General features: G+C 59.2%; 9 protein-coding genes. 1 reads left to right on the top strand and 8 read right to left on the bottom strand.

Annotated elements, in window-relative coordinates; translation table 11 throughout:
* Nucleotides 1-107 precede the first annotated feature (107 nt).
* Genes fusA through rpsL form a run of 3 tightly spaced genes read right to left on the bottom strand, consistent with a single transcriptional unit; the run spans nucleotide 108 to nucleotide 3,107 of the window.
* Nucleotides 108-2,225, bottom strand: a complete 2,118-nt coding sequence (fusA, locus tag TR61_RS15835) for an elongation factor G (protein WP_050931500.1) — start codon at nucleotides 2,223-2,225, stop codon at nucleotides 108-110.
* 27 nt (nucleotides 2,226-2,252) lie between these two features.
* Nucleotides 2,253-2,723: a 30S ribosomal protein S7 gene (gene rpsG, locus TR61_RS15830; protein ID WP_050931499.1), complete on the bottom strand. Its 471-nt coding sequence runs from the start codon at nucleotides 2,721-2,723 to the stop codon at nucleotides 2,253-2,255.
* A gap of 12 nt (nucleotides 2,724-2,735) precedes the next feature.
* Nucleotides 2,736-3,107, bottom strand: a complete 372-nt coding sequence (gene rpsL, locus TR61_RS15825; protein WP_050931498.1) for a 30S ribosomal protein S12 — start codon at nucleotides 3,105-3,107, stop codon at nucleotides 2,736-2,738.
* 348 nt (nucleotides 3,108-3,455) lie between these two features.
* Between rpsL and TR61_RS15820 the strand changes: the two genes are divergently transcribed.
* On the top strand, nucleotides 3,456-4,265 hold the full coding sequence (locus TR61_RS15820; protein WP_050931497.1) for a putative rhamnosyl transferase: 810 nt from the start codon (nucleotides 3,456-3,458) through the stop codon (nucleotides 4,263-4,265).
* On the opposite strand, the gene TR61_RS15815 is transcribed toward TR61_RS15820, so the two are convergent.
* The 5 genes from TR61_RS15815 to rpoB all read right to left on the bottom strand — a co-directional run bounded on the left by TR61_RS15815 (nucleotide 4,240) and on the right by rpoB (nucleotide 15,512).
* Nucleotides 4,240-5,130 carry an EamA family transporter gene (locus TR61_RS15815; RefSeq protein WP_050931496.1) on the bottom strand — a complete coding sequence of 297 codons (891 nt, stop codon included), beginning with the start codon at nucleotides 5,128-5,130 and terminating at the stop codon, nucleotides 4,240-4,242. The genes TR61_RS15820 and TR61_RS15815 overlap by 26 nt on opposite strands.
* Nucleotides 5,131-5,148: 18 nt before the next feature.
* On the bottom strand, nucleotides 5,149-6,021 hold the full coding sequence (locus tag TR61_RS15810) for an FkbM family methyltransferase (RefSeq protein ID WP_050931495.1): 873 nt from the start codon (nucleotides 6,019-6,021) through the stop codon (nucleotides 5,149-5,151).
* 18 nt (nucleotides 6,022-6,039) lie between these two features.
* Complete coding sequence (locus TR61_RS15805; RefSeq protein WP_050931494.1) at nucleotides 6,040-6,918, bottom strand: glycosyltransferase family protein; 879 nt, start codon at nucleotides 6,916-6,918, stop codon at nucleotides 6,040-6,042.
* A gap of 126 nt (nucleotides 6,919-7,044) precedes the next feature.
* Nucleotides 7,045-11,286 (bottom strand): DNA-directed RNA polymerase subunit beta', encoded by a 4,242-nt coding sequence (rpoC, locus tag TR61_RS15800; protein ID WP_050931493.1) that lies wholly within the window; start codon nucleotides 11,284-11,286, stop codon nucleotides 7,045-7,047.
* A 92-nt stretch (nucleotides 11,287-11,378) separates the two neighbouring features.
* Nucleotides 11,379-15,512, bottom strand: coding sequence for a DNA-directed RNA polymerase subunit beta (gene rpoB / locus TR61_RS15795; RefSeq protein WP_050931492.1), 4,134 nt, complete (start codon nucleotides 15,510-15,512; stop codon nucleotides 11,379-11,381).
* Between the last annotated feature and the right edge of the window lie 18 nt (nucleotides 15,513-15,530).

Genomic DNA, 15,530 nt, shown 5'->3' with positions numbered 1-15,530 from the left:
TTCAAACTTTTCCTTTGCCATGATGGCCTCCTGTTTCTTCGTGGGGTGCCGGGCTGAAGCCCGGCCTACGGTTTGTGGGTAGGGCGGGCTTCAGCCCGCCGCCCCGGTTATGCGTATTTCGCCTGGATTTCTTCCGAGATGTTCTGCGGGACCGGATCGTAGTGGTCGAACTGCATGGTGAACTGGGCACGGCCCGAACTCATCGAACGCAGCGTGTTGATGTAACCGAACATGTTGGCCAGAGGCACCATCGCGTTGATCGCGATCGCGTTGCCGCGCGGCTCCTGCCCGGTCACCTGACCACGACGGGACGTCAGGTCGCCGATGATGCCACCGGTGTATTCTTCCGGCGTGATCACTTCGACCTTCATGATCGGTTCCAGCAGCTTCGCACCAGCTTTCTTCATGCCTTCGCGCATGCCCATACGAGCTGCGATTTCAAAGGCCAGCACGCTGGAGTCTACGTCGTGGAACTTACCGTCGATCAGGGCAACCTTGAAGTCGATCACCGGGAAGCCGGCCAGCGGGCCGCTATCCATCACCGACTGGATGCCTTTTTCAACGCCGGGGATGTATTCCTTCGGCACGGCCCCGCCAACGATACGGGATTCGAAGGAATAGCCTTCGCCCGGCTCTGTCGGAGAGATAATCATCTTGACCTCGGCGAACTGACCCGAACCACCCGACTGTTTCTTATGGGTGTAGGTGTGTTCGACCTCTTTCGAGATGGTCTCGCGATAGGCCACCTGAGGCGCACCGATATTGGCTTCGACCTTGAACTCGCGCTTCAGACGATCCACCAGGATGTCGAGGTGCAGTTCGCCCATGCCTTTCATGATGGTCTGACCGGATTCCAGGTCAGTTTCCACACGGAAGGAAGGGTCTTCTGCCGCCAGGCGGGCCAGACCCGCCGACATTTTTTCCTGGTCGCCTTTTGTCTTCGGCTCGACCGCGATTTCGATCACCGGATCGGGGAAGGTCATGGTTTCCAGAACCACCGGATCCTTCTCGTCACACAGGGTGTCACCGGTGGTGGTGTCCTTCAGACCCGCCAGCGCGATGATGTCGCCTGCGAACGCTTCTTCGATTTCCTCGCGGTTGTTCGAGTGCATCATCATCATCCGACCAACGCGCTCTTTCTTGCCCTTGGTCGAGTTCAGCATGGTGTCGCCCTTCTTCATCACGCCGGAATAGATCCGGGTGAAGGTCAGGGAGCCCACGAACGGGTCGTTCATGATTTTGAACGCGAGGCCGGCAAACGGCATGTTGTCGTCGGCACGACGTGCGATGTTACGCTCTTCGTTTTCGTCGCCGGGTTTGAAGCCCATGTAGTCGACCACGTCCAGCGGGCTGGGCAGATAGTCGATCACGGCGTTCAGCAGCGGTTGCACGCCTTTGTTCTTGAAGGCCGAGCCGCCCAGAACCGGCACGAAGTGCAGCGCCAGGGTGCCCTTGCGCAGCAGTTTGCGCAGGGTCGGCACGTCGGGCTCTTCGCCTTCCAGGTACATCATCATCGCGTCGTCATCTTCTTCGACGGCCGCTTCGATCATCTTGCCGCGCCACTCTTCGGCTTGTGCCTTGAGGCTGTCGCGGATCGGTGCCTTGACCCAGGATGCGCCCAGGTCTTCGCCCTGCCACAGCCATTCTTCCATGGTCACGAGGTCGATCAGACCTTCCAGCTCGTTTTCCGCTCCAATCGGGATACCGACAGGCACAGCACGCGCACCAGTGCGGTCTTCGATCATGCGCACGCAGTTGAAGTAGTCGGCGCCGATCTTGTCCATCTTGTTGACGAAGACGATACGCGGAACCTTGTAGCGGTCAGCCTGACGCCACACGGTTTCGGTTTGCGGCTCAACACCGGCGTTGGCGTCCAGAACACAAACAGCACCGTCGAGAACCGCCAGCGAACGCTCCACTTCGATGGTGAAGTCCACGTGGCCGGGGGTGTCGATGATGTTCAGACGGTGCTTGGGCGTGTCGGCGGTCTGACCGTCTTCGGTGCGCTCCCAGAAGGTGGTGGTCGCAGCCGAGGTGATGGTGATCCCGCGTTCCTGCTCCTGCTCCATCCAGTCCATGGTGGCCGCACCATCGTGCACCTCACCGATGTTGTGGGACTTGCCTGTGTAATACAGGATACGTTCCGAACAGGTGGTTTTGCCGGCATCAATGTGCGCCATGATGCCGAAGTTACGATAACGGTCGAGCGGATATTCGCGTGCCATTTTGGCTGCTCCTAAAACCTTAAAGGGTTACCAACGGTAGTGGCTGAACGCTTTGTTGGCGTCGGCCATCTTGTGGGTGTCTTCGCGCTTCTTCACGGCGGCACCGCGGGATTGCACAGCATCCAGCAGCTCACCAGCGAGGCGTTCTTCCATGGTGTTTTCGTTGCGGTTGCGCGAGGCGGTGATCAACCAGCGGATCGCCAGGGCTTCGCGGCGCTCGGGGCGCACTTCAACCGGAACCTGATAGGTGGCACCACCAACCCGGCGCGAGCGAACTTCGACCGCGGGTTTGATGTTGTCGAGCGCTTCGTGGAAGACTTCGACGGGGGCGCGTTTGATCTTGTCTTCGACGCGATCCAGAGCACCATAGACGATGCGTTCAGCGACGGACTTCTTTCCGTCCAGCATCAGGTTGTTCATGAACTTCGTCAGAACCTTGTCGCCATACTTGGCGTCAGGCAGAACTTCGCGTTTTTCAGCGGCGTGACGGCGGGACATATCTTAATCCTCTTACTTAGGACGCTTGGCGCCGTATTTCGAACGACGCTGCTTACGGTCTTTGACGCCCTGGGTATCCAGAACACCGCGAAGGATGTGGTAACGCACACCGGGAAGGTCTTTCACACGACCGCCGCGGATCAACACAACCGAGTGTTCCTGCAGGTTGTGGCTCTCGCCGGGGATGTAGGAAATCACCTCATAGCCATTGGTCAGACGGACCTTGGCCACTTTCCGCATCGCCGAGTTCGGCTTTTTCGGTGTGGTGGTGTACACGCGGGTGCAGACGCCGCGTTTCTGCGGGCACTGCTCCAGGTGCATGGACTTCGAGCGTTTGATTTTCGGCTGACGCGGCTTGCGGATCAGCTGTTGGATCGTTGGCATTGGGCTTTGTTCCCCGTCTCTCAACACATGTGTCTTGCGGGGCAATCCCGCGGTTTCAAATTCAAATGCGCATCACGCGTCCGCAAAGCGCAAAAACCGCCTTCGCCCCCCGTTTTGGGAACGACGCGGTGGGTTTCCAGAGGATCGGGCCGTTTTGCAGACCGGATCGTGACCACTTCAGTTCTGATTTCAGCAGCAGAGACACTGGCCCCTGCCTTTGGATGAGCGGCGTATAGGGGGAGTCGGATGCCTTGTCAACAGCCCTGGCCAGCAGTTGCAAAGCTGTGCTCACACTGTCAGATTCCGCCCAAGGCGGGAAGCACCCGAGCAGACATACGGCGGAAAAACATGCAGGTGATCGGGCTTTGTCGGTTCTCCTACCCCGGCGAGGGGGGGTTTCAGGTTGAACATGGCTCGATCGAAGAGCGGATCGCCTATCTTTACGCCCCTGAACGCATGGAAGCACGGCTTGCACAGTTCGAGGCGATCACCCTACCCGGCCTGAAAGCGCAGACCGACCCTGATTTCACCTTCGTCATCGTCATTGGCGACAGCCTGCCCGATATCTGGCGTGCGCGGCTTGAGACGCTGATCGCCGATTTCCCGCAGGCGCAGTTGCAAGCGCACCCGCCGGGCCCGCACCGCAAGGTCATGCAGGGGGCAATCAACGCCGCGCGTCTGGATATGGCGGCACCCTGCCTGCAGTTCCGCCATGACGATGACGACGCCGTGGCGGTGGATTTCGTGGAGCGGTTGCGCGCCGCAGCGCGGGAGCACGCACAGCTGCTTGAGAAGAACCGTCTTGTGGCGATTGATTTCGAAAAGGGCTTTTCCGCGCGCCCCGGCCCGGACGGGATCGACGCGATGGAAACGCGGCTAAGCCTTTACGGCGTGGCGCTGGGGATGGCGGTGCGGGGCGGCGCGAAACAAACCATCATGAATTTCGCCCATAAGAAGCTGGGGAAATTCATGCCGGTAATCCGCTATGACGACAGCCCGATGTTCGTGCGCGGACACAACGACCATAACGATTCCCGGCAAAAGGCGGGTGTCCCGCCCCTGCCCCTGAGCCCTCTGGATGCAGAAACCCAACAGCTTTTCGAAGACCGGTTCGCAATCCGGCAGGCCACCGTCAGACGGGTTTTCGCCGCTTTTTGACCCGCCGTTCGCGGTAGAGTGTGAAAAGACCGCTGGCCACGACGATGGCTGCACCGGTCAGGGTGATCGCATCGGGCCAATCGCCGAACACCAGCCAGCCCAGCAGCAAGGCCCAAAGCAGGCTGGAATAACGAAACGGCGCAATTGCCGAGATTTCGCCCACCCGCATCACCATCACGCTGAAGGAGTACCCGCCGATGACGAAGATGGCAGAAGCGAGGATGTAAAGCCCTTCGCGTGCCGAGACGGGTTGCCAATCGATGGTAAGCGAGGCAAGTGCCGCGCAGACCAGAATACTGGCCGAGGTGATCACGGTGACAGTCATCGACGAGACATTCACCGACATCCTGCGCGTCACCAGATCCCTGAGTGTCACGCAGGCGACGGCCGCCAGAGCATAGATCGCGTGCGTGGTGAACCCGTCAGGCCCCGGACGCACGATCAGCAGCATACCGCAGAAACCGGCGCAGATGGCCAGCATGCGGCGCCACCCCACGGCTTCGCGAAAGAAAAGCGCCGCCCCCAGCGTGACCGTCAGCGGCAGAACCTGAAGGATCGCGGTAACATTGGCCAAAGGCATGACCAGCAAAGCCGAGAGGAAGAAATAGGCCGCACCCACCTCGGCCACACAACGCCAGAACACCAGCCACCTGTCATGGCGTGGCATGGACAAGCGGAACGTCCCCAGCCGCCACGCGAGAACTGCCAGAAACAGCGTTGCCAGGATCGCCCGCAGGGTCAGCAGCTGGAACAGCGGAATGGTCTGCCCCACCAGCTTGACGAAGGTATCGTTGATGGTGAAGGCCGCCATGCTGGCCATCATCAAAAGTGCACCCGCAACGTTTGGGGGAAGGCGGCTCAACATCTGCGGCCTGCGGAACGGTCAGGAGTCCGCGTTGAAATGCTCCAGACAGCGCTGGACAAACGGGGGGTCGACACTCTTGCGGGACTCCAAGATCGACAGGGCGTGCATCGCCGCTGATGCTGCCTCATACGCGATTGCGAGGATGACAAACAAGCGGGTCAATGCTGCATCTTCCAGGTCGGGCCAGTATCGCACATCACGGATGAACACGGCGTCCGCATCAATCCAGGCGCCAATGTCACGCGCCTTTGCCTGTGTGGATAGTTTGCGGAACATGCCGCGCAGGGGATGTTTGTTGACCTTGTGAAACCCCAGAAACATCAGCCCTGCATCGACCATCATGCGGTGCTGATCGCCGAACAGCGGCTGGCCCTCGTAAAGCTGGACAAAGGCGGTTTCGGTATGCACGCAAAGGCAATCCCGAAGAAGGTTCGGCGCGCCGGAAAAGGCCAGGCATTCCCCGCCCTGAATGTCGATTTTCAGAAAATCCATTCGACCGATTTCCGGAATGTCATCCAGCCGGGTGGTCGCGATATCCAGATGCCCAGTGACCCGCATCAGTCGCTTGAAATTGGCGATGGTCGCGGCAACGGGGGCATTCGGGTTTAGCGTGGACGTGAACCCGGGATGCATCGTGAGGTTCAAACGCTGGTCCCGTCCATCGCCGATGGCCGTTTGCAGATATCTGCGCTGATCAGTTTGAGGGAGTTTCGAAAACTCGTCCGGATTGGGTTCGAAACCGGTCAGCCGGGCAAGACCGACCTCCAAAAGCGGATCGTAAACGGGGCGTTCACTTGGATCTACATCGCTGGCCCCCACATCGACGATTTCGATACGGTTTTCACCGGACAGGGACAGGTTGTGCGACAGGATGGGCAGAAGATCAGACATCCGCGATCTTGCCACCGCTCAGAACAGAACGCGCGCCCAATCGGGCAGTTCTGCGCGCACCGGGTCAGTTTTCTTGTTTGCGATCAAATAGACGCCTTTTCGCTTTCCTTTCAGCCGGTCAAGATCCGTGCAAGCCTTGGTGAAAAAGGGCTCCCAGTCCATATCGGCGGACGTATCCAGCTTTTGAAACGCCTGTTGTGTTGTCTTGTCGAGGTTTTTCCAAACCTTCAGAGGCCTCCAGTGCTTCTCGCCGGTATCTGCGGTCATCTCGTCACTGTTGGCCAGTTTCAGACGCAGGGAGTTGCGGCGCTCCAGCTCGGCCGTGTTGAGGTATTTCAGATGCAGAAGCATCAGATCCTGCGTCACATTGAAGGGTTCGTTCGCAATGCCGTGCCCACCCGGATAGAACTCGATATCCTTCTGAGCGATGGCGGCCTTGCTGTAGAACGGCGAGTACAGCAGGCAACCTACGCTGTTGCCAACCGGCTTTGCAGGGTCCAGCAGAGCCTGCGCACTGCCGGGAAACACCTCGAAACCCGGGACGAGATAATGCGCGTCGGGCGCCAGGTTCTCGACGATATCCGTCAGGGATCCGCCAGGTTTCGTCGGCAACAAGATCTCGTCGACATCGGTGCAGATCACCGCCTTGTGGTATCGGGTCAGGCCCGAGGTAATATGCGACAGAAGCCCCCAGCGCCTTCGATCGAAATAGATATCGCCTGCGTCGCGGGGCACCTGGATCACGTTGAATTCGCCGGGGATGTCGCGGATGTAATCGTTTTGCCCGTGGGACACCACGTAAAGGTTCCGTGCACCCAGAAGCGGACCGTAATACGCCACCCACTTGCGCAGGAAAAACGCGTCATTCCAGACCATGGTGACGGCTGCGATGGACATGCGACGAGCTGCTCTTTTCTGTTTTTCGAAAGGCTATCCGCAAACACGGCCTTGGTTCAAGAACTAGCCGATCAATGAAAAAGGCCCCGCCGAAGCGGGGCCCTGTTATCTTCAAGCGAATGCCGATCAGTCGCGGCTTTCGGGTGTCTCCACCAGCGTGTCGAACTCGTCCCCGCCGATGACGTCGTCTTCGGCAGGCGCTGCCAGGGCAGCAGCGGCTTCGGCTTCTTCCCGGCGGGCCTCGATGACGACGTTGTCGCGGTCGGTTGCGATCTTGCGCACGGCCTGGGTGGCACCACCCGTACCGGCCGGGATCAGACGACCCACGATGACGTTTTCCTTCAGGCCGACAAGCTTGTCTTTCTTGCCCTGCACCGACGCTTCGGTCAGCACGCGGGTGGTTTCCTGGAAGGACGCAGCCGAGATGAACGAACGCGTCTGCAGCGATGCCTTGGTGATCCCCAGAAGGATCGGTTCGCCCTGAGCCGGACGTCCGCCCTTGGCGATCGCCTTTTCATTGGCGGCATCGAATTCCTGCTTGTCGACATGTTCGCCCTTCAGCAGCGTGGTGTCACCGCTGTCGAGGATCTCCCACTTCTGCAGCATCTGGCGCACGATGACCTCGATGTGCTTGTCGTTGATCTTCACGCCTTGCAGACGATAGACCTCTTGCACCTCGTTGATCATGTAGTCAGCCAGCGCTTCCACACCCAGGATCGACAGGATGTCATGCGGCGCCGGGTTGCCGTCCATGATGTAGTCGCCCTTCTGGATGAAGTCACCTTCCTGAACCGGAATGTGCTTGCCCTTGGGCACCATGTATTCGACTGGCTCCATCGACTCGTCCGCCGGCTCGATCGAGATGCGACGCTTGTTCTTGTAGTCGCGCCCGAAGCGGACATAGCCGTCGATTTCCGCGATGATGGCGTGATCTTTGGGGCGGCGTGCCTCAAAGAGTTCGGCCACACGCGGCAGACCACCGGTGATGTCCTTGGTTTTCGCACCTTCACGCGGGATACGCGCAACCACGTCGCCGGTCTTGATCTCCTGACCATCTTCGATCGACAGAATCGCATCCACCGACATCGGATAGGTCACCGGGTTGCCCGCTTCGTTGCGGACCGGTTCGCCATCACCATCCACCAGGATGATTTCCGGCTTCAGTTCGTTGCCTTTGGGGGCTGCACGCCAGTCGATCACGATCTTCTGGGTCATGCCGGTCGCATCGTCGGTCTCGTCGCGCACGGCGATACCGCTGACCAGGTCCACGAATTTCGCGGTCCCGTCCTTTTCGGCGATGATCGGCAGGGTGTAGGGGTCCCACTCGAACAGCTTATCGCCGCGGGTGACTTTGCCACCTTCCTCGACAAACAGTTTCGAGCCGTAGCCAACCTTGTGGCTGGCCCGTTCGGCGCCGCTTTCATCCTTGATGATCAGCTTCATGTTGCGGCCAACCACCAGCACTTCGCCCGCTTCGTTTTTCAACGTCTGGGCGTTTTCGAAGGCGATGGTGCCTTCCTGGCTGGCTTCCAGGAACGATTGCTGACCGCCCTGCGCAACGCCACCGATGTGGAAGGTCCGCATCGTCAGCTGGGTGCCAGGTTCACCGATGGATTGCGCCGCGATGATACCCACGGCTTCGCCAGTGTTCACCATGGTGCCACGCGCCAAGTCGCGGCCATAGCACATGGCGCAGACGCCCTCTTCGGCCTCACAGGTCAACGGCGAACGGATGCGCGCGGATTGAACTGCATGCTCTTCCACAGCGTCAGCCATGCGTTCGTCGATCAGCTGACCGATCGAAACCAGAACCTCATCCGTGCCGGGCTTGAGAATATCCTCGGCCGCCACACGGCCCAGGATCCGTTCACCCAGAGACGCGACAACCTCACCATCGTTTACGGCAGCTTCGGCCGTGATCGCGTTGTCGGTGCCGCAATCATGCATGCGCACGATGCAGTCCTGCGCCACGTCCACCAGACGGCGGGTCAGGTACCCCGAGTTCGCCGTTTTCAAGGCGGTGTCCGACAGACCCTTCCGGGCGCCGTGTGTGGAGTTGAAGTACTCCAGCACGGTCAGACCTTCCTTGAAGTTCGAGATGATCGGCGTTTCGATGATGTCGCCGTTCGGCTTCGCCATCAGGCCGCGCATCCCGCCCAGCTGTTTCATCTGCGTGACCGAGCCCCGCGCACCGGAATGCGCCATCATATAGACCGAGTTCGGCTCCTGTTCGGCGCCGTTTTCGTCTTTATGAGTGGCCGAGATCGAGCCCATCATGGCTTCGGTCACCCGGTCGTTACACTTCGACCAGGCATCCACAACCTTGTTGTACTTCTCACCCTGGGTGATCAGGCCGTCCATGTACTGCTGTTCGAAGTCCTTCACCTGCTCGCGCGTCTCATCGACGATCGACCATTTGGTGTCGGGGATCAGCATGTCGTCCTTGCCGAAGGAGATGCCCGCGCGGAACGCCTCGCGGAAGCCCATCGACATGATCTGGTCACAGAAGATGACGCTCTCTTTCTGGCCGCAATAGCGGTAGACGGTGTCGATGACCTGCTGCACCTCTTTCTTGCGCAGAAGGCGGTTTACCAGGTCGAACGGTGCTTTGGCGTTCAGCGGCAGGAGCGCGCCCAGACGCACACGACCGGGGGTCGTTTCATAGCGCTTCTGGACTTCGTTGCCTTCCTCGTCGATCTGCGTGATCCGCGCGGTAATCTTGGAGTGCAGGTGCACTTCGCCAGCGTCCAGCGCGTGTTGCACTTCGTCGATGGAGCCGAAGATCTTACCTTCGCCCTTCATCCCTTCGCGTTCCAGCGTGGTGTAATACAGGCCAAGGATCATGTCCTGCGACGGCACGATGATCGGTGCGCCGTTGGCAGGCGACAGAACGTTGTTCGTCGACATCATCAGGACGCGTGCTTCAAGTTGCGCTTCCAGCGACAGCGGCACGTGCACGGCCATCTGGTCACCGTCGAAGTCGGCGTTGAAGGCCGAACAGACCAGCGGGTGCAGCTGGATCGCTTTGCCTTCGATCAGGACGGGTTCAAACGCCTGAATGCCCAAACGGTGCAGCGTGGGTGCACGGTTCAGAAGAACCGGGTGTTCGCGGATCACCTCGTCAAGGATATCCCAAACCTCAGGGCGCTCTTTTTCCACCAGCTTCTTGGCTTGCTTCACGGTCGAAGACAGACCCTTCGCCTCAAGCCGCGAATAGATGAACGGCTTGAACAGCTCGAGCGCCATCTTCTTGGGCAGGCCACATTGATGCAGCTTCAGCTCCGGACCGGTCACGATGACCGAACGGCCCGAGAAGTCGACCCGCTTACCCAGAAGGTTCTGACGGAAGCGGCCCTGCTTGCCTTTCAGCATGTCCGACAGCGATTTCAACGGGCGCTTGTTGGCGCCGGTGATCACGCGGCCACGGCGGCCGTTGTCGAACAAAGCATCCACGGATTCTTGCAGCATCCGCTTTTCGTTGCGGACGATGATGTCAGGTGCGCGCAGTTCGATCAGACGCTTCAGACGGTTGTTCCGGTTGATGACACGACGGTAAAGGTCGTTCAGATCCGACGTCGCGAACCGGCCACCATCCAGCGGGACCAGCGGGCGCAGTTCCGGCGGGATGACCGGGATCACGGTCATGACCATCCATTCCGGACGGTTGCCGGATTCAAGGAAGCTTTCGACAACTTTCAGACGCTTGATGATCTTCTTGGGCTTCAGCTCGCCTGTCGCCTCTTTCAGATCGGCACGCAGTTGTTCAGCTTCGGCTTCCAGATCGATCTGGGCCAGCATGTCACGGATCGCTTCAGCGCCGATATTGGCGGTGAAGGCGTCCATGCCGAACTGATCCTGGGCGTCCATATACTCTTCTTCCGAGAGCATCTGGCCATAGGACAGATCGGTCAGACCGGGTTCGATCACCACGTAGTTTTCGAAGTACAGAACACGTTCCAGATCGCGCAGTGTCATGTCCAGCATCAGGCCGATGCGGGAGGGCAGCGACTTCAAGAACCAGATATGCGCAACAGGCGCGGCCAGTTCGATATGGCCCATACGCTCGCGGCGGACCTTCTGCAGCGTGACTTCTACGCCGCATTTCTCGCAGACGACGCCGCGATACTTCATGCGCTTGTATTTGCCGCAAAGGCATTCGTAATCCTTGATCGGGCCAAAGATACGCGCGCAGAAGAGGCCGTCACGCTCGGGCTTGAACGTGCGGTAGTTGATGGTCTCGGGCTTTTTGATCTCACCGTAAGACCAGCTCAGGATCCGCTCGGGCGAGGCCAGCGAGACGCGGATTTCGTCAAACACCTTCGGCGGCGTCAGCGGGTTGAACGGGTTGTTTGTCAGTTCCTGGTTCATTCTGTTTCCTCACAAATCAGAGGGTGCGGGGGAGAGGGTGGCGCAAGTGCGTTCGAACGCACTTGCCAAATTTCTTCGAAGAAATTTGCGCCCTATTCCTCCTCCGCATCCAGGAGTTCCATGTTCAGGCCAAGGCCGCGGACTTCTTTGACAAGAACGTTGAACGATTCCGGCACGCCGGCTTCGAAATTGTCCTCACCTTTCACGATGCTTTCATAGACTTTCGTCCGTCCGGCAACGTCGTCCGATTTCACGGTCAGCATTTCCTGAAGGGTGTAGGCGGCGCCATAAGCTTCCAAGGCCCAGACCTCCATCTCACCAAACCGCTGGCCACCGAATTGCGCTTTACCGCCCAGCGGTTGCTGGGTAACGAGGCTGTAAGGCCCGGTCGAGCGCGCGTGGATCTTGTCGTCCACCAGGTGGTGCAGTTTCAGCAGGTACTTGATGCCGACGGTCACAGGGCGGGCAAACTGCTCGCCCGTGCGGCCATCATACAGCACAGACTGTCCGCTTTCCGAGAAGCCCGCCCGCACCAGCGCATCATTGACGTCGCCTTCCTTGGCGCCGTCAAAGACCGGTGTCGCGATCGGCACACCGCGGGTGACATTGCTGGCCGCTTCGATCAGCGTTTCCTCGTCCATGTTGGCGATGCCTTCGTCATAGACATCGTCGCCATAGGCGTGGTGCATCGCTTCACGGACCGGGGTCAGGTCACCCGACCGACGGTACTCCTGCAGCGCCTCGTCCACGTTGATGCCAAGACCACGCGCGGCCCAACCCATATGAGTTTCGAGGATCTGACCAACGTTCATCCGCGACGGCACGCCAAGCGGGTTCAGACAGAAGTCAACAGGCGTACCATCTGCAAGGAACGGCATGTCTTCCATCGGCACAACCTTGGAAATCACGCCCTTGTTGCCGTGACGGCCAGCCATCTTGTCGCCCGGCTGCAGCTTGCGCTTCACCGCGACGAACACTTTGACCATCTTCATCACGCCCGGGGGCAGATCGTCGCCACGACGGACCTTCTCAACCTTGTCCTCGAAGCGGGCATCCAGGGCACGTTTCTGCACCTCGTATTGCTCGTTCAGGGCTTCGACGATTTGCGCGTCGGCTTCGTCTTCCAGCGCCAGCTGCCACCACTGACCGCGGGTCAAGGTGTCGAGCAGATCATCATCGATGACCGCACCGGACTTGACGCCTTTCGGCCCCTTGGCAACTTTCTTGCCCATGATCAGCGATTTCAGACGGGCATAGATGTTGCGATCCAGGATGGCGAGTTCGTCGTCACGGTCACGGGCCAGACGTTCAACTTCCTCACGCTCGATCTGCAGCGCACGTTCGTCTTTTTCCACGCCATGGCGGTTAAAGACGCGCACTTCCACGACCGTGCCGAAATCGCCTGGCTTGACCCGCAGCGAGGTGTCGCGCACGTCCGAGGCTTTCTCACCAAAGATGGCACGCAGAAGTTTCTCTTCCGGAGTCATCGGGCTTTCACCCTTCGGTGTGATCTTACCCACAAGGATATCGCCCGGCTCCACATCGGCGCCGATATAAACGATGCCCGCTTCATCGAGGTTGCGCAGCGCTTCCTCGCCCACGTTCGGGATGTCACGGGTGATCTCTTCCGGCCCCAGCTTGGTGTCACGGGCGGCGACCTCGAATTCCTCGATATGGATCGAGGTGAAGACGTCATCACGCGCGATCCGCTCGGAAATCAGGATCGAGTCCTCGTAGTTATAGCCATTCCACGGCATGAACGCGACGACCACGTTCTTGCCCAGCGCCAATTCGCCCAGATCGGTCGACGGACCGTCCGCGATCACTTCACCCTTGGCGACGGTCTGCCCCACCTTCACCAGCGGACGCTGGTTGATGCAGGTGTTCTGGTTCGACCGCTGGAACTTGCGCATGCGGTAGATATCCACGCCTGCATCGCCCAGTTCCAGATCTTCGGTTGCCCGGATCACGATCCGCTGCGCGTCGATCTGGTCGATCACGCCTGCGCGTTTCGCCTGGATGGCCGCGCCGGAGTCGATGGCAACCTTGCCTTCGATCCCCGTGCCAACAAGAGGCGCTTCGGCCTGCAGAAGCGGAACCGCCTGACGTTGCATGTTCGAACCCATCAGAGCGCGGTTCGCGTCATCGTTTTCCAGGAACGGGATCAGCGAGGCCGCAACCGACACCAACTGCTTGGGCGACACGTCGATCAGGTCGACCTGATCCACCGGGGCCAGGGTATAATCACCAGCCTGGCGGGTGTTCACCATCTCGTTAATGAATTTGCCGCTCTCATCCAGCGTCGCGTTGGCCTGCGCCACGGTGTGACGCATTTCTTCGGTCGCGGACATGTAGTGAACCTCATCGGTCACCTGCCCGCCTTCAACCTTACGATAAGGCGTTTCAATGAAGCCGTATTTGTTCACGCGTGCGAAGGTCGCCAGCGAGTTGATCAGGCCAATGTTCGGCCCTTCCGGCGTTTCAATCGGGCACATCCGGCCATAATGGGTCGGGTGCACGTCGCGCACCTCAAAGCCCGCACGCTCACGCGTCAGACCACCCGGCCCAAGCGCCGAGAGGCGGCGTTTGTGGGTGACTTCCGAGAGCGGGTTGGTCTGGTCCATGAATTGCGACAGCTGCGAGGAGCCGAAGAACTCACGCACAGCCGCCGCAGCAGGCTTTGCGTTGATCAGATCCTGCGGCATGACCGTGTCGATCTCGACCGAGGACATGCGTTCCTTGATCGCGCGCTCCATCCGCAGAAGGCCCACGCGGTACTGGTTCTCCATCAGTTCACCGACGGACCGCACGCGGCGGTTGCCCAGATGGTCGATGTCGTCCACATCGCCCTTGCCGTCGCGCAGCTCAACCAACGCTTTGACACAGGCGACGATGTCTTCCTTGCGCAGCGTGCGAACCGTGTCTTCGGCATCCAGCGCCAGACGCATGTTCATCTTCACGCGGCCAACTGCCGACAGGTCATAGCGTTCGCTGTCAAAGAACAGCGTGTCGAACAACGCCGAGGCGGCTTCGACGGTGGGCGGCTCACCCGGGCGCATGACACGATAGATATCCATGAGCGCGGTTTCGCGGTTCATGTTCTTGTCCTGCGCCAGCGTGTTGCGCATGTAGGCGCCCACGTTGACGTTATCGATGTCCAGAACCGGGATATCGGTGATGCCCGCGTCGATCAGCTCTTTCACAGTGCCGCCGATCAGCGTGCCGTCCTTGTCATATTCCAGCGTCAGTTCATCGCCGGCTTCGACATAGATCGCGCCGTTTTCTTCGTTGATGATGTCTTTGGCCGCGAATTTGCCAACGATATGGTCGAACGGCACCAGCAGGTCGGTCACATTGCCTTCGTCGATCAGCTTCTTGACCGCACGCGGCGTAACTTTCTTACCTGCTTCGGCAATCACGTCGCCGGTTTTCGCATCCACCAGATCATATGTCGGACGGGTACCCCGCACACGCTCCGGGAAGAACGGTGTGACCCAACCCTTGTTCTTTTTCAGCTTGTAGCTGACGGTGTTGTAATAGGCATCCATGATGCCTTCCTGATCCATGCCCAGCGCATAAAGCAGCGTGGTCACAGGCAGTTTGCGACGACGGTCGATGCGCGCGAAGACGATGTCCTTGGCGTCGAATTCGAAATCCAGCCAGCTGCCGCGATAGGGAATGATGCGGCAGGCAAACAGAAGCTTGCCCGATGAATGGGTTTTGCCCTTGTCGTGATCAAAGAACACACCGGGAGAGCGGTGCATTTGCGATACGATCACACGCTCGGTCCCGTTCACGATGAACGTCCCGTTCGGGGTCATCAGGGGCATATCGCCCATGAAGACATCCTGTTCCTTGATGTCCTTGACCGATTTCGCACCGGTGTCTTCGTCCACATCAAACACGATCAGGCGCAGCGTTACCTTCAGCGGCGCGCTGTAGGTCATGTCGCGTTGCTGACATTCCTCGACATCGTATTTGGGTTTTTCCAGCTCGTACTTGACGAATTCCAGCACGGCGGTTTCATTGAAATCCTTGATCGGGAAGACCGACTGGAAAACGCCCATGATGCCTTCGCCATCGGTTGGCGTTGGCTGATCACCGGATTTCAGGAAAAGATCATAAGAAGATTTCTGCACCTCAATGAGGTTCGGCATTTCCAGAACTTCGCGGATTTTGCCGTAATATTTACGAAGACGTTTCTGGCCAAGGAACGATTGCGCCATGTCAGGTGTCACCTTTCA

Origin of the sequence: Aestuariivita boseongensis (genome assembly GCF_001262635.1) — a bacterium.
Taxonomy (GTDB): Bacteria; Pseudomonadota; Alphaproteobacteria; order Rhodobacterales; family Rhodobacteraceae; genus Aestuariivita; species Aestuariivita boseongensis.
Note: the sequence above shows the minus strand (reverse complement) of the source record. Positions and strands in the feature narration are given on the sequence as shown.